General features: G+C 40.0%; 12 protein-coding genes. 1 reads left to right on the top strand and 11 read right to left on the bottom strand.

The window, feature by feature from the left end; translation table 11 throughout:
* Positions 1-156: 156 nt before the first annotated feature.
* From QS39_RS05870 to QS39_RS05830, 9 genes are all read right to left on the bottom strand, one after another.
* Complete coding sequence (locus QS39_RS05870; protein ID WP_077804906.1) at positions 157-1,461, bottom strand: RsmF rRNA methyltransferase first C-terminal domain-containing protein; 1,305 nt, start codon at positions 1,459-1,461, stop codon at positions 157-159.
* Positions 1,462-2,235 (bottom strand): inositol monophosphatase family protein, encoded by a 774-nt coding sequence (locus tag QS39_RS05865; RefSeq protein ID WP_077804905.1) that lies wholly within the window; start codon positions 2,233-2,235, stop codon positions 1,462-1,464.
* The gene (locus QS39_RS05860) at positions 2,225-2,503 is read right to left on the bottom strand and encodes a UPF0223 family protein (protein ID WP_023942916.1); all 279 of its coding nucleotides are present in this window, start codon (positions 2,501-2,503) and stop codon (positions 2,225-2,227) included. Before QS39_RS05860 ends, QS39_RS05865 begins: the two co-directional genes overlap by 11 nt.
* A complete protein-coding gene (locus QS39_RS05855; protein WP_000631254.1) occupies positions 2,503-2,904 on the bottom strand; it encodes a Spx/MgsR family RNA polymerase-binding regulatory protein in 402 nt (133 codons plus the stop codon). Before QS39_RS05855 ends, QS39_RS05860 begins: the two co-directional genes overlap by 1 nt.
* A gap of 316 nt (positions 2,905-3,220) precedes the next feature.
* Positions 3,221-3,838 (bottom strand): TIGR01906 family membrane protein, encoded by a 618-nt coding sequence (locus QS39_RS05850; protein WP_077804904.1) that lies wholly within the window; start codon positions 3,836-3,838, stop codon positions 3,221-3,223.
* Complete coding sequence (locus QS39_RS05845) at positions 3,828-4,601, bottom strand: TIGR01457 family HAD-type hydrolase (protein WP_077804903.1); 774 nt, start codon at positions 4,599-4,601, stop codon at positions 3,828-3,830. The genes QS39_RS05850 and QS39_RS05845 overlap by 11 nt, the downstream gene beginning before the upstream one ends.
* Positions 4,591-5,349: an acyl-[acyl-carrier-protein] thioesterase gene (locus QS39_RS05840; protein WP_077804902.1), complete on the bottom strand. Its 759-nt coding sequence runs from the start codon at positions 5,347-5,349 to the stop codon at positions 4,591-4,593. The genes QS39_RS05845 and QS39_RS05840 overlap by 11 nt, the downstream gene beginning before the upstream one ends.
* Before the next feature lie 4 nt (positions 5,350-5,353).
* Positions 5,354-6,484, bottom strand: coding sequence for a radical SAM family heme chaperone HemW (gene hemW, locus QS39_RS05835; RefSeq protein WP_077804901.1), 1,131 nt, complete (start codon positions 6,482-6,484; stop codon positions 5,354-5,356).
* 176 nt (positions 6,485-6,660) lie between these two features.
* Positions 6,661-18,411 (bottom strand): sialoglycan-binding domain-containing protein, encoded by an 11,751-nt coding sequence (locus tag QS39_RS05830; protein WP_077804900.1) that lies wholly within the window; start codon positions 18,409-18,411, stop codon positions 6,661-6,663.
* Positions 18,412-18,503: 92 nt separating this feature from the next.
* On the opposite strand from QS39_RS05830, the gene QS39_RS11330 reads away from it, so the two are divergent.
* Positions 18,504-18,629, top strand: coding sequence for a hypothetical protein (locus QS39_RS11330; protein WP_257617709.1), 126 nt, complete (start codon positions 18,504-18,506; stop codon positions 18,627-18,629).
* Between the two features lie 735 nt (positions 18,630-19,364).
* On the opposite strand, the gene QS39_RS05825 is transcribed toward QS39_RS11330, so the two are convergent.
* Together QS39_RS05825 and QS39_RS05820 are read right to left on the bottom strand one after the other, a co-directional pair.
* Positions 19,365-20,012 (bottom strand): HNH endonuclease family protein, encoded by a 648-nt coding sequence (locus tag QS39_RS05825; RefSeq protein WP_077804899.1) that lies wholly within the window; start codon positions 20,010-20,012, stop codon positions 19,365-19,367.
* Between the two features lie 72 nt (positions 20,013-20,084).
* Positions 20,085-20,366 carry a hypothetical protein gene (locus QS39_RS05820; RefSeq protein WP_077804898.1) on the bottom strand — a complete coding sequence of 94 codons (282 nt, stop codon included), beginning with the start codon at positions 20,364-20,366 and terminating at the stop codon, positions 20,085-20,087.
* Positions 20,367-20,467: the final 101 nt, after the last annotated feature.

The raw sequence follows: 20,467 nt of genomic DNA, 5'->3' as shown, positions 1-20,467 counted from the left end.
TCTTTTGAAAATTGGGAGCCAACTGAAGTTGCTAGCTTGGTTTTACTAGTAATTTGCTCAGTTACCTTGCCACCAATTTTGACTTAAAATGAAAGACAATTTGAAAAAAATCCATACTTCCACTATAACATAGACAAGCTACTTTGACTAGCATTTTCACTTGAATCTGAGGCCTTTTGGAAAATAATTTTTCAAAACATTTCCAGTCACCTTTCCAAATCCCAACCCGTTGCCTTGAACCAAAACTTGGTACCAACCATTTGGCAGACTTTCCGCCAGCTGAACGGTTTCTCCAGCCGCATACTTTACAAACTCTTCTTGGTCAATTTCAACCGACTGCTTGACCTGACTTGGTTTCAAGGCTAGACCAAGAGCAAAACTAGGCTCAAAGCGTTTCTTCTTAAAGGTCCCTAGATGCAGTCCATTCCGAGCAATCTTGAGTTTTCCTAAATCTGGCAAAAGTTCTGGCAGGAGATAGAGTTGGTCCCCAAAAGTCTGCAAGATACCCGGTAGATTAACTATCAAGTGATTTTGGGCAAATTCCTGCCACAAGGCAACTTGTTCTCGGCTGAGATTGCTCTTACTTGTCTTAAATTTAGGAGCTGGATTGTCACCTTTAAATTGTAAATGCGCGACAAACTGACCCTCTCCCTTAAAATGATGAGGGTACATCCGAGCCGTTGCTGGCAGATCAATACCAGCTACCATTCCATTGATATGTTCAACTGGCAACAAGTCAAAATCATACTCTTCCAGCAACCACTTGACAATCTCTTCGTTTTCCTCAGGTGCCCAGGTACAGGTTGAATAAACCAAGCGACCACCTTCAGCTAGCATGGTTACTGCATCTTCCAGAATTTCTCTTTGCAAACTAGCACATTGACTCGGATAATCTAAGCTCCAATAGTCCATAGCATCTGGTTGCTTACGAAACATCCCTTCACCAGAGCAAGGAGCATCAAGGACAATGAGGTCAAAATAGCCCTTAAAAACCTTGGCCAAGCGGTCAGCAGATTCATTGGTCACCACGACATTTGTCGCTCCAAAGCGCTCCATGTTTTCTACTAAAATCTTAGCCCGTTTGCTTGAAATTTCATTGGAAACAAGGAGACCCTCCCCTGCTAGATAGGCTGCCAGCTGAGTTGATTTTCCACCCGGTGCAGCAGCCAAATCCAAGACTTTCATACCAGGACTGGGCTGGGCTACCTGAGCTACCATTTGAGCAGCAGGTTCTTGCGAATAAACTAAACCAGTAGCATGCTCAGGAGATTTCCCAGACACCTTCCCGTAGTGGCCCCAAGGAGTTTGAGGAATGGCATCAGGAAAGGAAACTGGCGCTTCTTTTAAAGGATTAACCCGAAAGGCCGAAACCGCTTCCTCCTCAAAAGAGGCAAGAAAATCTCTTGCCTCATCTCCTAGTATCTCTTCATATTTTTCAACAAATCCTTCTGGAAATTGCATTTAAGTTCTTTTCCTTTCGTAAATATAAGACTGAATTTCCTCCTGCATCTCAAGAGGTAGCATCATGACCGGCTGTCTGGTTTGAAAATTAGGAGTTTCACCAGATAGGGTCACAACCCGATAGCCCAGACTTCCCCCTAAAATACTAGCGGCAGCATAATCCCATGGTTGCAGATAAGTGACATAGGTCAACAAACGCCCTGACAAAATCTTGGCAAAACTAATGGCCGCACTTCCATAGACACGAACACCGAGGACCGCTCGACTCAAATCAGCCAAGCCCCATTCATTGGTTTCCAACATCCCACTATTCCCTGCAATGAGAAAATCTCCAAGTGGTTTTGCTTTAAAAGGAGCTAGGGGCTTATCGTTTCGACAAACCGAAAACTTACCACCACCGTGATAACAATCCCCTTTGACCACATCATAAATCAGACCAAACTGTCCTTGACCATTTTCAAAATAAGCCATCATAACAGCAAAATCTTCCTGCTGGGCTACAAAATTATTGGTCCCATCAATGGGATCAATAACCCAAACCCTGCCCTCTTGAACCGAGGCTCGCAGACAACCTTCTTCAGCACAAATCTTATCCTCAGGATAACGAGACAAAATCTCACCAACCAATAGCTCCTGAACTTCCTTGTCCAGTCTGGTCACCAAATCTGTTGGAGAGGACTTGGTTTCAACACACAAATCTTCCTGCATGTGGTCAAGAATGTACTGACCCGCCTTCTTGACAAGCTCTTTAGCAAATTCAAATTTACTTTCCAAGAGAAATCTTTCCTTCCCCTTTTTCCTTGGCAGCCTGAACCGCTCGGTAAAGCGAATAGCCACTGACCGTTTCAAATTCTCGTCCCAAACGTTTCTCTTCACTCTTGCTTGGCACAATCGCTTTGAATCCCTTATAGGAATCCAGTAGCTTTTTAGCCTCTACCTTGTCTTCATAGGCAGCTTCAACATCATTAAAAAAAGAAAGCACTGAAGCAAGTTCTTCAGTGCTCCACGACAAATCTAGTGGGTAACTATACTGTTTGTTCATTAACTAATACCAGCTCTCATTCTTGCTTCTTTTAGTTCTTGCTTACGGTAACTACGAGGGAGAAAAGCACGAATCTCATCTTCATTAAAACCGATCTGCATACGTTTAGCATCGATAATAATGGGACGACGCAAAAGACTAGGGTACTGCTCAATCAAATGAAGTAATTCCGATACCGAAATACTTTCTACATCAATATCTAATTTTTGAAAAATTTTTGAACGAGTTGAAATAATGTCATCAGTACCATTTTCGGTCAAGGAAAGGATGTGTTGCAATTCTTTTCTTGTTAAGGGACTGGTCATAATATTGTGTTCCTCAAAGGGCACCTTATGTTTTTCTAGCCAGGCCTTTGCCTTACGACATGAAGTACAGCTCGGTGATAGAAATAGTGTAATCATGCTTTTCTCTTCTTATCTATACTTTGCTACCTCTATTATACAAAAAAATAAAGCGCTTGACTAGAGATTTTTAGAAAAAAAGCCTATTTTTTCAAGAAAAATAGACTGTTTGCGAACGATTGATACATCTCTGATTTAGTTAATTCACTCTTATACTCTTCGAAAATCTCTTCAAACCACGTCAGCGTCGCCTTACCGTACTCAAGTACAGCTTGCGGCTAGCTTCCTAGTTTGCTCTTTGATTTTCATTGAGTATTAACAATAGTTTCGAATCACATACCTAATTGATTTATGCAAAATAAGAACATCTTTCGTTTCACTTCCTACGACTTTTTAGATAAAGATAGCTAAAGAAGCTTTCATAGAGGGCAAAAAAGAGGAGGAAGGCATGAAGGAAGAAGGTCTCTGGCAAAATCAGAATCACTGGATCCTTAGCTGGATCAAAAAGCCAGGTATCATCTCCCACAAAGAGAATTTGATGGAACAGAGTAAAGAATTGGTCAAAACCAATCAACACTCCCCCAAGACCAATCAGTAAAGGCAAAACCACTAGAGCCAAAAGCCCTTTACTAAATAGAGACAAGAAGCCCTTTTTCACAATCCCTTTGACAAAGAAAGAGAAACTTGGCAGTGTCACTAGAGCTACTATCTGAACCAAGTGGAAGAGATTCTTGACCACCGCAAAGTGGTGCAGACCAGCTGCTGACGAACGAAAATCCGGCATCTGCAAGACCTGACTAAAAGGATTGGTCAGGTAATCCATCAAGATATGAAAGTTATATTGAATGGTTTCGGGTTTTAGATAAACTCGATCCGTCAAGTTCAGCCACTGAATTTCCAGCGGATAAAAAATCCAAGCCAAATAAATGGTCAGAAGGATAGAAAGAGAGAGGAGAAAGAGCATAGAGCCCCAAAAGGTCAGTTTAGTTTTCATCAAAGTTCCACTCCGCAAGGCTAGAAACCACATGAGTCGGGGCGATTGGCAGGCCTGCCACTTCTTCTGCCTTGGTAAAACCTGTCGTCACCAAGAGCGTTGGAATGCCATTATCAATCCCTGCTCGAATATCCGTCAAATAGTTATCTCCAACCATAATCAACTCTTCACGTTGCAAACCTAAGTGCTCAACCGCCTTGTCCATAATGATGGCATTTGGTTTCCCAATATAAACAGGTTTCACTCGTGTTGCCACTTCAAGAAGGGTAATCAGTGAACCAGCACCAGGCAAAAGACCGCGCTCTGTCGGGATGTTGAGGTCAGGGTTGGTTCCGATAAAATGAGCTCCCTTTTGGATAGCTAGAGTTGCTGTCGCAAATTTTTCATAGTCAACTTGCCAGTCCAGACCTACTACCACATAGGCAGGATTATCCTTGTCTTCCACATAACCAGCTGCCTTGATGGCTTCCTTGAGCCCTGCTTCTCCGATGACATAGACGGTCTTTTCAAGCCCCAAGTCGTTCATATAGTCGATCGTTGCCAAAGTCGCTGTGTAGACAGTCGATAGGGGCGTATCGATATTAAAATTCTGAGCCAACATCTCTTGAACACTCTCTGGAGTGCGGGTTGTATTGTTTGTTACAAAAAGATAGGGGATATCCCGCTTTTGCAATTCATGAACAAAAGCCTCCCCTGCTGGGATTCGATCCTTCCCCTTATAAATCGTTCCGTCTAAATCAATTAAATAGCCTTTATATTTCATACTTTCTCCCTAATCCTTTTTTTATTTCTTGCCAAGTGATGATAGCTTGGGCATTAGTAGCCCCATCACTTGTAATCTCATGCTTACTTTCCATTCCAGTCCGTTCAACAGCCGATTTGATCACCCCACCTGGTCGAACTTCCTTGACATACTTGAGATTGATTTTCTTGGGAATATATTGGGTCAAAAAGTCCGCTCCCATGACCTCAAAAATCCAGTCTAGATACTTACTGTTATTAACATGACCATTCATATCTAAATCGTAAAAACGGACATGGTAATCCTTGCTGATTGGCTCGTTCAATGACTCATACTTTGGCCCACGGATAAGCTTTTTATCAAAATCAGACTGGTAAGGAGCCACAATCTCAGGTTCTACTGCATGAACTTTTCGACTGTCTCGATCCATGAGAACAAAGGTCGCCATCATGTGGATAAGGTCCTGACCTGCTTCATCATAAATGGTAAAGCGACGGTAGCAAAAGAGTCGATTGTAGCTCAAAGCTTCCGTTTCAATAGTAATTTCTTCTGCAAAACGAGGCAAACGAACCACCTCAATATCATAGTCTGTGATAATCCAGACCAGATTATAGTCTTCCAAAATGGCCTTATCACTAACTCCCAGCTCAATCGACTGCATCCCTGAAACTTGCAGGGATAGCAAAATCACATCTGGAAGCTTGATATGACCGTTCATATCAGCCATATCAAAAGGAATTTTCATTTTCATTTGATAAGTTAAGCCCATCATCCTACTCCAAAATAAATCGTTCTGCTACGGTGTCTCCCAAAAAGAGACCTCTTTTTGTCATGCGAACTCGGTCACCCTCTATTTGCATGAGACCTTGTTGTACCAAGTCTCTGACAATTTCTCCATAAAGTCCATCGAAAGACCGTCCAAATTTTTCCTCAAATCGCGCCATAGAGACCCCTGATTTCTTACGGAGACCTAGGAACATTTCTTCTTCCATTTGCTCCTTTTGACTCAGGTGCTCTTCTGTGATGCGAGCGTTGCCTTCCTCAACCGCACTGAGATAATGACGAATGGGACCATGGTTTTTATATCGAACACCATTGACATAGCCAGACGCCCCAGCACCGATGCCATAGTATTCAGCATTGTCCCAGTACATGAGATTGTGGCGACTTTCAAAACCAGGCTTTGAGAAATTGGAAATCTCATAATGTTCAAAACCTGCTCGCTCCAGCTCTGAAATGATGTACTCAAACATCTCAGCTTCCAGTTCCTCCTTAGGCAGAGGCAATTTCCCTCGTCGCATACGATTCATAAAGACCGTATGGTTTTCTAAAATCAAGCTATAGAGACTCATGTGGGGAATATCCAGTCCAATAGCCTTAGCCACATTTTCCTTGACCTGCTCCATGGTCTGACCTGGCAGTGCATAAATCAAGTCTATAGAGATATTGTCAAAACCAGCCAGTTTCAGGCGGTCGATATTTTCATAAATATCCTTCTCCAAATGACTGCGCCCAATCTTTTTCAGCATCTTATCATCAAAGGTCTGCACACCTAGCGAAACACGATTGACAGCTGAGTTCTTCAACACATCTATCTTATCCGCATCCAAGTCACCTGGATTGGCTTCAATGGTCAACTCCTCCAAGACAGACAAGTCCAAGTTTTCAGTCAAGCCCTTCAATAACACCTCTAGTTGTGACGCTGACAGGGCTGTCGGTGTCCCACCACCGATGTAAAGGGTTGACAACTTTTGAATGTCATAAGAACGAAACTCTTCCAGCAGATGCTCTAAATAACTATCTACCGGCTGATTCTTGATGAAGACTTTTGAAAAGTCACAATAATAACAAATCTGGGTACAAAATGGGATGTGCACATAGGCTGACGTTGGTTTTTTCTGCATAGTACTTATTATACCACAAAAAGCGAACAATACTTAGAATTCCGTTTAACAAAATCCTAGCATTGTTCGCTTTCTTTATCTAATCATTCTTTGTATTTTATGGATAACACAACTATCGGAATCAATCTAGTTCGTTGTTAAAATACAAAAGAATGAATGTTCATTTGACTAAATTTTTAGTCTTCTTTTTTCTTGCGAGCTACAAGTCCAAATCCACTCAATAGTCCAAGAAGTCCTAGAGAGGCAAGAGCAGCATTTGATTCTGTTCCTGTATTTGGCAATACATTTTGAGAACCATTTGACTTAGCTCCATTATCAACAGTAGTCTTAGTATCTACCTGATCTGCATTTGGAGTTGGAGTAGCTGGTGCAGGTGTATCTTGACCAGAACCTCCATTAGTGTCAGGTTTGACTGGCGTATCAGGTGTCACTGGTGCAACTGGATTTGTATCTGTTGGTGTTGCTGGTGTTACCTTAGCTGGAGTTTCTACTGGAACTTCTACAGCTGGTTTACCTGGTTCAGTAATCTTACCTGTACCTGGAACTTTACCGTCTGGTAATTCACTGTTTGGTACTTTACCTTTACCTTCTTTATCGATTGTAACGATAATTGGGTTTCCATCTTTACCTGGGATTTCTACCTTAGTTCCTGGTGGATATGTTGAGCCATCTGGTTTCTTCGGTGTTACTGTAACGTCACCTGTCTTAGGATCTTGATCCAACTCTATTGTTGGTGTCTTACGAGCTGGTGTTGTTACATCCACTGGTTGTGATGGTTTCTTATTCGGTTCTGTGACTGTTCCTTTTCCTGGCAAGTCTCCTTTTGGAAGCTTGTCATTTGGTACTTCACCTGAACCATTGTCACCAATTATAACTGTGATTGTTGTTCCATTTTCTCCTGGAATTTCTACCTTGCTACCTGATGGGTATGTTGAGCCATCTGGTTTCTTAGGCGTTACAATCGCATTTCCATTTGGTTGTTGAGTAATTTCAATCTTACCTGGTTTTTCAGTTACTGGTGTTTCTGGTGTGAATTTAGCTGGTGTTGTTACATTAGGAACTTCAACAGCTGGTTTACCTGGTTCTGTAATCTTACCTGTACCTGGTGTTTCTACATCTGGTAGATCACTGTTTGGTACTTTACCTTTACCGTCTTCACCGATTGTGACTGTGATTGGCTTGCCACCTTTACCTGGAATTTCTACCGTAGTTCCTGGTGGGTAGATTGAGCCGTCTGGTTTCTTCGGTGTTACTGTAACGTCACCTGTTTCAGGATCTCGTTTCACATCTAGTGTTGGTGTCTTACGAGCTGGTGTTGTTACATCCACTGGTTGTGATGGTTTCTTGTTAGGTTCTGTTACTGTTCCTGTACCTGGGACATTTGTCTTAGGAAGGTTGTCATTTGGTACTTCACCTGAACCATTGTCACCAATTGTTACTGTGATTGTTGTTCCATTTTCTCCTGGAATTTCTACCCTGCTACCTGATGGGTAAGTTGTTCCATCTGGTTTCTTAGGCGTTACAATCGCATTTCCATTTGGTTGTTGAGTAATCTCAATCTTACCTGGTTTTTCAGTTACTGGTGTTTCTGGTGTGAATTTAGCTGGTGTTGTTACATTAGGAACTTCAACAGCTGGTTTTCCTGGTTCTGTAATCTTACCTGTACCTGGTGTTTCTACATCTGGTAGATCACTGTTTGGTACTTTACCTTTACCGTCTTCACCGATTGTGACTGTGATTGGCTTGCCATCTTTACCTGGGATTTCTACCGTAGTTCCTGGTGGATATGTTGTTCCATCTGGTTTCTTCGGTGTTAATGTAACGTCACCTGTCTCAGGATCTCGTTTCACATCTAGTGTTGGTGTCTTATGAGCTGGGGTTGTTACATTAGGAACTTCAACAGCTGGTTTACCTGGTTCGGTAATCTTACCTGTTCCTGGTGCTTTACCTTCTGGTAGATCACTGTTTGGTACTTTACCTTTACCGTCTTCACCGATTGTAACTGTGATTGGGTGATCCTTATCTTTACCTGGAATTTCTACCTTAGTTCCTGGTGGATATGTTGACCCATCTGGTTTCTTCGGTGTCACTGTAACATCACCAGTCTTAGGATCTTGTTCCAAGTCTACGGTTGGAGTTACTTTAGCTGGGGTTGTTACATTAGGAACTTCCACTGATGGTTTGCCTGGTTCGGTAATCTTACCTGGTTTTGTAACCTTACCATCTGGTAATTCACTGTTTGGTACTTTACCTTTACCATCTTCTCCGATTGTTACTGTGATTGGCTTGTCACCTTTACCTGGAATTTCTACTACTGTTCCTGGTGGGTAGATTGAGCCATCTGGTTTCTTAGGTGTTACTGTAACATCACCAGTCTTAGGATCTTGTTCCAAGTCTACGGTTGGAGTTACTTTAGCTGGGGTTGTTACCTCAGGAACTTCAACAGCTGGTTTACCTGGTTCGGTAATCTTACCTGGTTTTGTAACCTTACCGTCTGGTAATTCACTGTTTGGTACTTTACCTTTACCATCTTCTCCAATTGTAACTGTGATTGGCTTGTCACCTTTACCTGGAATTTCTACTACTGTTCCTGGTGGGTAGATTGAGCCATCTGGTTGCTTCGGTGTCACTGTAACATCACCAGTCTTAGGATCTTGTTCCAAGTCTACGGTTGGAGTTACTTTAGCTGGGGTTGTGACCTCAGGAACTTCCACTGATGGTTTGCCTGGTTCGGTAATCTTACCTGGTTTTGTAACCTTACCGTCTGGTAATTCACTGTTTGGTACTTTACCTTTACCATCTTCTCCAATTGTTACTGTGATTGGCTTGTCACCTTTACCTGGAATTTCTACTACTGTTCCTGGTGGGTAGATTGAGCCATCTGGTTGTTTCGGTGTCACTGTAACATCACCAGTCTTAGGATCTTGTTCCAAGTCTACGGTTGGAGTTACTTTAGCTGGGGTTGTTACATTAGGAACTTCCACTGATGGTTTGCCTGGTTCGGTAATCTTACCTGGTTTTGTAACCTTACCGTCTGGTAATTCACTGTTTGGTACTTTACCTTTACCATCTTCTCCAATTGTTACTGTGATTGGCTTGTCACCTTTACCTGGAATTTCTACTACTGTTCCTGGTGGGTAGATTGAGCCATCTGGTTTCTTCGGTGTTACTGTAACATCACCAGTCTTAGGATCTTGTTCCAACTCTACTGTTGGAGTTACTTTAGCTGGGGTTGTGACCTCAGGAACTTCAACAGATGGTTTTCCTGGTTCGGTAATCTTACCTGGTTTTGTAACCTTACCGTCTGGTAATTCACTGTTTGGTACTTTACCTTTACCATCTTCTCCGATTGTTACTGTGATTGGCTTGTCACCTTTACCTGGAATTTCTACTACTGTTCCTGGTGGGTATGTTGACCCATCTGGTCTCTTCGGTGTTACTGTAACATCACCAGTCTTAGGATCTTGTTCCAAGTCTACGGTTGGAGTTGCTTTAGCTGGGGTTGTGACCTCAGGAACTTCCACTGATGGTTTGCCTGGTTCGGTAATCTTACCTGGTTTTGTAACCTTACCGTCTGGTAATTCACTGTTTGGTACTTTACCTTTACCATCTTCTCCGATTGTTACTGTGATTGGCTTGTCACCTTTACCTGGAATTTCTACTACTGTTCCTGGTGGGTAGATTGAGCCATCTGGTTGCTTCGGTGTCACTGTAACATCACCAGTCTTAGGATCTTGTTCCAAGTCTACGGTTGGAGTCTTACGTGCTGGAGTTGTTGCTGGCACTGGTTGTGATGGTCTCTTATTCGGTTCTGTTACTGTACCTTCTCCTTCGATTTTTCCTTTTGGAAGACTATCATTCGGTACTATTCCTGAACCGTCTTCTCCGATGATAACCTCGATTGGAGTATCATTATCACCCGGAATAACTACCTTCGTTCCTGGTGGATATGTTCCTCCCACTCCAGGTTTCTTCGGTGTTACAATAGCATCTCCATTTGGTTTTCTAGTAATATCAATTGAGACTGGTTGCTCTGTTTGTGGTTCATTTGGATCTAATTTTTTAGGTGTCTTCACTTGAACTTCTTCAGGTGTTTTCCCTTTTTCAATAATCTTACCTGTTCCCGGAATATCTCCTTCTGGCAGATCACTGTTTGGTACTGTTCCTTTTCCATCTTCACCGATTGTTACTGTGATTGGGTTTCCGTCTTTACCTGGAATTTCTACTACTGTTCCTGGTGGGTAGATTGAGCCATCTGGTTTCTTCGGTGTCACTGTAACATCACCCGTCTTAGGATCTTGTTCAATTTTGATTGTCGGGTTCTTACGAGCTGGTGTTGTTACTGGCACTGGTTGTGATGGTTCTTTATTCGGTTCTGTTACTGTACCTTTTCCTGGTAAATCACCTTTAGGTAACTTGTCATTTGGAACTATTCCTGAACCATCTTCACCGATTGTAACGACAATTGGATTACCATCCTTACCTGGAATTTCTACTACTGTTCCTGGTGGGTAGGTTGAGCCATCTGGTTTCTTCGGTGTTATTACTGCATCACCATTTGGTTTGCGTGTGATATCGATTGTAGGAGTTTGAGTTGTTGGTGTCTTAGGATCTGTTCCATTTTTCTCTTCATCCTTGTCTGGAATACCATCGTTGTCATCATCTGGATCGGTCACATCTGGAATACCGTCGCCATCTGTATCACGTTGGATTGTAACTGGAACATCCACAACGACTTCTTCATCACCATTCTTAACTTTAACTGGGATTGTAACTTTACGTTCTTCTTCTTTTGGTCCCCAATCTGTTACGGTTGGTGTTCCAGTTAAGTTACCATCACCATCTACTGTTAAACCGTTGACTGGTGTTTCTGTAGTGATTGTTGAACCTGGTTTATTTGGTGTCACAACTTTTGTTGGCGGTACTGGTGCTTTCTCTTTCACTTTTCCTGGATCTGTGACTGTACCTGTTAATTTATCAGCTACTTTTGGATTTGCATCATCCTTGTCTGGAATACCATCGTTGTCATCATCTGGATCGGTCACATCTGGAATGCCGTCGCCATCTGTATCGCGTTGGATAGTTACAGGGATTTTTACAACAGTCTCTTCTGTTCCACGTTTCAGTTTAACTGGAATCTCTACTGTACGCTCTTCTTCTTTTGGTCCCCAATCTGTGACAGTTGGTGTACCTACTAGATTTCCATCGTTATCCACTGTTAAACCATTCACTGGACCATCTACTGAAATCGTTGTGCCTGGTTTGTTTGGTGTTACTACCTTAGTATTTGCTGGGACAGGGGTTTTTTCTTTTACAGTTTTTCCTGTTGTGTCTCCTGTTAATCCATCTGCTACTTTTGGATTTGCATCATCCTTGTCTGGAATTCCATCGTTGTCATCATCTGGATCAGTCACATCTGGAATGCCGTCGCCATCTGTATCGCGTTGGATAGTTACAGGGATTTTTACAACAGTCTCTTCTGTTCCACGTTTCAGTTTAACTGGAATCTCTACTGTACGTTCTTCTTCTTTTGGTCCCCAATCTGTGATGCTTGGTGTTCCCACTAGATTTCCGCCGTTATCCACTGTTAAACCATTTACTGGACCATCTACTGAAATCGTTGTGCCTGGTTTGTTTGGTGTTACTACCTTAGTATTTGCTGGGACAGGTGTTTTTTCTTTTACAGTTTTTCCTGTTGTTTCTCCTGTTAATCCATCTGCTACTTTTGGATTTGCATCATCCTTGTCTGGAATTCCATCGTTGTCATCATCTGTGTCTACTTTATCTGGGATTCCATCGCCATCTGTATCGCGTTGGATAGTTACAGGGATTTTTACAACAGTCTCTTCTGTTCCACGTTTCAGTTTAACTGGAATCTCTACTGTACGTTCTTCTTCTTTTGGTCCCCAATCTGTGACGCTTGGTGTTCCTACTAGATTTCCGCCGTTATCCACTGTTAAACCATTTACTGGACCATCTACTGAAATCGTTGTGCCTGGTTTGTTTGGTGTTACTACCTTAGTATTTGCTGGGACAGGTGTTTTTTCTTTTACAGTTTTTCCTGTTGTTTCTCCTGTTAATTTATCAGCTACTTTTGGATTTGCATCATCCTTGTCTGGAATTCCATCGTTGTCATCATCTGTGTCTACTTTATCTGGAATTCCGTCTCCATCTGTATCGCGTTGGATAGTAACTGGAACATTTACAGGAACTACCTCGTCACCATGTTTAACTTTAACTGGGATCGTAACTTTACGTTCTTCTTCTTTTGGTCCCCAATCTGTGACAGTTGGTGTACCAGTTAAGTTACCATCGCCATCTACTGTCAATCCATTGACTGGTGTTTCTGTGGTGATTGTTGAACCTGGTTTGTTTGGTGTTACTACTGTAACTGGCGTAGTTTCTTCTTTTTCCAGAACTGGTGCTGGTGGAGTAACTTCAGCTCCCAAACTACCATTTGCTGTTCCTCTAGCTACTGGACTCTCAAGAACTACATTATCAATTCTCTTAGAAACTTTTGCAGTTATTTCTGTTTTATCTGCAACCTCAGCATCAGAAATTGTCACAACGCCTGCAGGGGTTACTGACACTTTATCAGCTGTCTTACCATTTACAGTCCAAGTATTTCCTGATTTTGTAACTGTTACAGTTTCTGGTGTAGTCTTACCTGTTGGTACATAAGTAAGGGTGATAGTATCAATATCTTGTGGATTAGTACTATTAGGGCGTGTTGGTGGGGTAATTGTCACACTACCATTCTCATGTCCAACTACGCTAGGCACTGTTGGCGTTACTGCTAACACTACTTGACGCTTAATTTCTGCGGGTGCAAATGTTGTTCTAGTTGTACTATTTACATCCGTAATAGAATTTTTGCTAGTATCCGGGAATACTGCTGTTGCGTTTCGAGTATATTTCCCTGAGTTATCTAGTGTTGTTCCTGAATCTAATTTATCTCCAGCTTTCCATGTCCACGTCATACCACTTGGTAAATAATTGTTTCCACGATCTGCTTTATCTTCACTATCTACAACCTTAAGATATCTATGAGCATCAATATTTTTACCACTATTGGCTACATTCAACGTTGAAGCTACTGGTACTTTTGCGATACCATTTTCAAGGTTTCTAGTCTCAATATCAACCACTCGATATTTGAATTTCAAATCACGGCTATCAGTAGTACTGCTTCCTTCAACATGTAGAGTAGCTTCATGTTCTCCTAAAGTTTCAGTATTCAATACAGTACCTGAAGACAAGCGAGTTGCATATGGATTTGCTTCAGTTTTTCCTGTTTGAGATGTAAATGTAGAAGTGGTTACTCCTTTTGGAAGTCCTCCCTTAACTTCTACTTTGGAAATCACACCTGAGTTATCCCATACCTTCAATTCAGGGTTAAAGTCAGCACCACGATAGACTGTAAAGATTGGTGAATTAGCTGTTTCTGTTAATGGAACACCATTTAAAGTAGCTTGTGGTTTTTGCACATCTTTTGCAGTTACTTTTGCTGGATCTGAATCAGCACCATTTCCATTTTTAGTAACTACTGTTACTTCTGTGTTATCTTTCACCTTATCTGCCGGAATCGTGATTTCTCCAGTATTTGGATTGATTTGTACTTCTGGAGTATTTACTGTCCATTTTCCTTTCGGATCTTTAGTTCCAACAGCTGTTTTCGGAGTATTATCTTCCCCTGTATAGCTTACAGTAATCTTATCTGCTTTTGCTGGATTTTGTGGTTTACCTGTAACATCACCATTGTCTTTTGCTGTTGCTACTGGTTTAGCTGGCTTAGAAAATTTCGCTGTTGCTTTTGCTGGATCTGAATCAGTACCATTTCCATTTTTCGTAACTACTGTTACTTCTGTTCCGTCTTTTACTTTATTTTCCGGAATCGTGATTTCTCCAGTATTTGGATTGATTTGTACTTCTGGAGTATTTACTGTCCATTTTCCTTTCGGATCTTTAGTTCCAACAGCTGTTTTTGGTTGATTATCTTCTCCAGTATAGCTTACAGTAATTTTATCTGCTTTTGCTGGATCTTGTGGTTTACCTGTAACATCACCATTGTCTTTTGCTGTTGCTACTGGTTTAGCTGGTTTAGAAGATTTTGATGTTACTTTAGCTACTGGACTTTCAAGAACTACATTATTATCAATTCTCTTAGAAACTTTTGCAGTTACTTCTTTACCATCCGCAACTTCAAGATCAGAAATTGTTACAACACCTGCTGGAGTTACTGATACTTTATCGGTTGTCTTACCATTGACTGTCCAGTTATTTCCTGATTTTGCAACTGTTACAGTTTCTGGTGTAGTCTTACCTGTTGGTGTATAAGTAAGTGTAATTGTATCAATATCTTGCGGTGTAGTACCATTAGGACGTGTTGGTGGGGTAACTGTTACACTACCATTTTCATTGGCTACTACACTAGGTGCTGTCGGTGTTACCGCAAGAACTACTGGACGCTTGATTTCTGTCGGTGCAAATGTTGTTCTAGTTGTACTATTGTTATCTGTTACAGAACTTGGGAATTGCGCTGTAGCATTTCTTGTATATTTCCCTGAATTGTCTAATGTAGTACCTGGATCTAAGTTGTCTCCAGCTTTCCACGTCCAAGTCATACCTTGAGGCAAGTGGCTATTCCCACGATCGCTTTGATCTTGGCTATCTACAACTTTAAGATAATTATGAGCATCAACATTTGTACGGCTATTTGGTACATTTAAAGTTGAACCTACTGGTACTTTCGCGACACCATTTTCAAGATTTTTTGTTGTAATATCCACAACACGGTACTTGAATTTCAAGTCACGACTGTCAGTAGCACTACTTCCTTCTACGTGAAGAGTAGCAGTATGTTCTCCTAATGTCTGAGTATCTAATACTCTACCCGAAGACAAGCGAGTTTTATACTTCTTATCTTCTGAACTTCCATCTTTACCAGTTTGGGCTGTAAAGTTAGAAGCACTTACTCCGCCAGGAAGATTTCCAACTGTTACTTTTGAGATTTTTCCTGAGTTATCCCATACTTTAAGCTCTGGGTTAAAGTCGGCACCACGATAGACTGTAAAGATTGGTGTATTGGCTGTCTCTGTTAGCGTAATACCATTTAAAGTAGCTTGTGGTTTTTGGACATCTTTCGCAGTTGCTTTAGCTGGATCTGAATCCGCACCATTTCCATTCTTCGTAACTGCAGTTACTTCTGTCAAGTCTTTAACTTTATTAGCTGGAATTGTAATTTCCCCAGTATTGGCATCAATTCGAACATCTGGATTATTTACAGTCCATTTACCGTTTGTTCCTTTAGTTCCTTCAGCTGTTTTTTGCTTGTTATCTTCACCTGTAAAGCTTACTTTGATTTTGTCTACTTTTTTAGAATCTTGTGGTTTTGCAGTTACATCCCCATTATCCTTAGCTGTTGCTACTGGTGTTTGAGCTTTGTCATCTACAACATGCACTGGTGCATCAACAATAAATTTTCCACGTTCAGGAATAGTGACTTCCACTTTACCATACACAGGTGCATTTGGTGCTGTAGGTCTTGATACATCTGGATCTTTAAACCAACGATATGTTGTACCTGCAGGTAATTCATTTGGATTCGCAATACTGTTGTAAGCGTCTGGAATGACCCCTACTTTAGTACTTTGCGGTTTAGCTTTTGGTTTTAAGTCGTATTTAGCGGCTTCTTCAGGTTTTAGTGGTAAGGTACCGATAATGGCGTTTTGACCGTTTCTATATCGAATTAGCCCATCTGTTGAGTATCCGCCATAGGCAAGATACGGATCATTCGCTAAACGTTTTTTAATATCCGCAAGCATCGGATTATTTTTATTTTTATTACCCCAATCCGACATAATGCTTTGATCTAACTCATCACCTTCAAGAATTTTTGTTTTGAAAGTAATAATTGTACGTTGACCAGCAACGACGTTCAGTTTATCTTCGATTACCCCTCTAGCAAGGTTATAAATTAAACCACCTGTTGTAATACCGTACATATCTTTCACACGTGAAGCTGCATCTGGATTACGATCGGTACCATCTTTTCTAGAATCACGATAAATATTTTTTCTCCAACTATTATCAGGATGAGCATAGTCCATCCAAGAACCTATATTTTCACCATAAGTTGACCCTGAACGGCGTTCACCATTTTTAACATAAGCTCGAGAAAACGTGTTTTCATACTCCCATTTTGATGCACTTGCATACTCTTGATGAGATATTTGACTTCCATCTTTATATTTTGTATAAGTGAAGTCATACGGATCTCCTACAGTACGTGGAATAGCAAGTGATATTTTCTTAGAAGAACCCGCAAGAGCATTTTCCGCTGGACCTGAATCTACGATCCAGTAATAATATTTATTTCCATCTTTTTCGATACGCTCTTCACGATACACACGAATATTATCGTAGGCTTTATCAGCAGTCCCTACACTTACGAAGGCATATTGCTTGGTATCTGGTGAATATACATCACGCTCTGAATAGTTAAGCATTGGGTTTTTATTCCAACCAACACCAAAGTCTGTTTTTCTTGTTTCACGAACGTTACTTGTTCCACGTCCTACTTCTTTTCCGTTCTTTTTGACTACGGCTGTAATAGTAGCACCTTTCACCATCAACTTAGGGTCTACATTAACTGTAAAATATCCGTTTGATTGAGATTTAGTCGTGTATTTTTTCCCACCAATTGATATTTCAACATCAGCTTCTGACGCTGTATATCCATCAACCTGAGCTACACCAGCTAAACTATCATTGAATGCCACTGTGTCTACTTGACTTACTGTAGTATTATAAACACTTTGACCATTGACTACTAATTCAACTTTATCTCCCACTTTAATACCTGGTGCATTTAATTTAAAAGCTCCAGTATCATCTAGTTTAGACGTAAGTATCTTTTGGCCATTTCTCTTAATTTCAATTGTTGAAGATGGCGTTGCATATCCTGTGATAAATCCAGAGTCCGCTACAACTATCCCAAGACTCCCACGTTTAGTCGTTTTATCAATAGGTGCAGATCTTAGATTAGAACCTTGTCCCATACTTTGACCATTACGTGAGTCACGAGCACCTGAAGTCAAACGTGTTGTAGCATTTTTAACAGAATTAAACATTCTCTTCACAAGTTTGTTCATTTCTTCAACATCATTCAGAGAAACTGTTGTGTTTTCAAGAACTTCTTGCGCCAATCCCAATAGTTCATTGGCTTTTTCAAGAACTTCTTTGCTTGTCTCATGCTCAGGCAATTCCAAAACAGCTGCCTGCAATTGATCTACAGATACTTTCAAGGCTTCTTTTTTAGCTGATACAGTTTGCCTCTCTTCGCTTGCTCTTACTTCAGAAGAAGATGCACTCGCTAGGTTGTCAGCCTGCTTTTCAGTTTTATCTACTTGAACCTCACTTGATTCCTTAGCAGCAGCTGATAAGACTGTCACATCTTTAGACAAGAGTTCTACAAGCTCATCAATATCCTTTTGAGCTAGCTCAGAACTTTCTAGGGCTTCTTTTCCTTTTTGAAGTCTATCTTTAATAGGTGAGACTACTGACTCGTCAAGGTTTAATTTAGTTGAAAGAAGAGAATTTAGTTCTTCAACTACTTTTCTCAACTTAGTTTTATCAACTGTAGGCGCTTGAGTTTCCAAGGATTTATTTACTTCATCTACTTTGTTTCCAGTAGGTTCCGCAATACCTTGAGGCGACTTGGCCTCATCTTTAGGACTTACTACACCCGCAGTAGATTTTGGAGTGTTTTCAACTACACTATCCGCACTAGCAACGCGCGCGCCCAAAAACATCAGCGCTGCAACAGCAACTGAAGCGGCACCGAAACTGTATTTACGAATAGAAAAGCGCAAAACTTTTTCACGTTGCTGTCGATTTACTTTGTATGAATTCGATTTGTGTTCCATTTGTCCTCCTAAGGGCAATATAATATAGAAAAAGCAATCTTTATAACTTCAACTCCTTAAAAAGAGTTAAGCTATAAAAATCGCTATGATGATTGCTATCAGCAAATAACATCACAGCTATCACAGCTATCACAGCTATCACAGCTATCACAGCTATCACAGCTATCACAGCTATCACAGCTATCACATCTCAATTATACCATTTTCGACATAATTAAACAACTATAAACCCGTTTATCTCATCAAATAAAATTAAAAATTTTTAATATGTATAATATGTTATTATATTAGTGAATCAAGGACAAAAAAAGCGATTCCTCCCCTACCTATAAAATAAATCCATCATCTCCTATCACATCAGTTGATTTATATTCATTGTAGCTCCTGGAATTTTTCTCGAGAATATCGAGTAAATATCAGGTAAAACGTATGCGTCCACCACAAAAGAGCAAGCCCTGCCCTGAAAAGAGATCTAATTCCAATTAGCTTTTAACTAAATAGACTAAGGAGTCTATTCTCTGCCACCTATATGTCTCGCCACAAACAAGGTAAACTTGACCTAAATCGCTTAGTTGAATCATCATAGTATAATACCTTTCCTCCGATAATTATTTTTATCTAATTTACCGGTAGTTTGGAAATTCTGATAGATTCCTTGTTATGACTTGATTGCACTTATTTTATAGCAAATAGTATATTAGGCAAAAAACTCAATTTCAGGAGAAAATGAAGTAAATCTTCCAACAATAAAACGCATAATATCAAGGTTATTCAACACCTGATACTATGCGTTCTTCTGATTTCCAAGACTTTTTCCCCAGCATCTTCATTGACTCTATACAATCTGCAAAGGTAAACCCTCACCAAATTGTATGAAAGATATGGATTTTATAAAAGATGAGAAAAGTTAAAGTTAAAATCTATAAGCAATTGAATGCCAATTAACACCGATTCTATCCTTGGGCATCTATAAATTCATGTAATTTATCTTGCAATAATTTTCCTCTATCTTTTATAAAGATATCATATATAGATTTATTTATTTCCTTCTCTCGCTCACATATATCTTTTTTTGAAATATGCACCTTATCTATTTTAAAGATATCATTAATTTTTAAATATTTTTCCTCACAAGTTAAACTTTCCTTCTTTTTAGCAAATGATCCATTACTAATCTCTTGATTTGTTTTTTTGGTTAACAAAGTCAGATTACCGATTCTATTTTTCAGCTTAGAATTTTTTTTATTAAATTTATTGAAGTACTGATTTTGAGGAATAATATGTTCGATTTCCCATATCGAATCTTCATTAAATTTATATTTTTTTAAAAGAGTATTGATATTACTTTCAGAATCAAACAAAGAAAGACATATAAGAATGAATCTTGTAAACTTTCTATGCTTACTATAAAAATTGGAGATATTTGGAGAAACATAGTATTCATAGATAGTATAATGCCTTTTCACATAATTTATAAGATAATCAGCTAATTCATCAACATTTTCCAAACTAGGATTCTCTTCTTGATTTTTTCCTTTTAAATCTGCAATTATGGATTTATCAAACATTAAGTTTAAATAATCATCATAATTATTTTTCATACTTACAGTGTCTCCCTTTCAAAATCTCTTTTACTTTTAGTGTATTAGCTCGGAAATGTTAACTAATAAATCCTATGATGTTGTATCTAAATAAATTTCCCAACCGCTATCCCTGATAATAATCATATCATTTTCGAAATCCACAACTATTGTATCACTAAAACTTAATGGAGGATTATCTCCAAATCGCACTCTAAGGCTATGTACATCCCAGTTTATCAATAAGGCACCATTATAATATCTCACATTAACATGTCCTGTAGTCCTCCTATTATCACGTTCAAGCCTATAAATCCAATACCAATTTGTTCCGTTTATTTCACTCAAAAGATCTTTTAATCTATATCCAACCATATCAAAATTTCATCTTTCTGTATTATTTGAAGCGTTTACATTCACTCTAAAGAAAGACGGATAGAAAGTAGCTTTTAAACTTCTTTCTATCCGTTACTTCC

Source organism: Streptococcus mitis, assembly GCF_002005545.1.
In the GTDB taxonomy this organism is placed as follows: Bacteria; Bacillota; Bacilli; order Lactobacillales; family Streptococcaceae; genus Streptococcus; species Streptococcus mitis_I.
The sequence above is the reverse complement of the archived record's forward strand: the minus strand, read 5'-3'. Positions and strand labels throughout refer to the sequence as shown.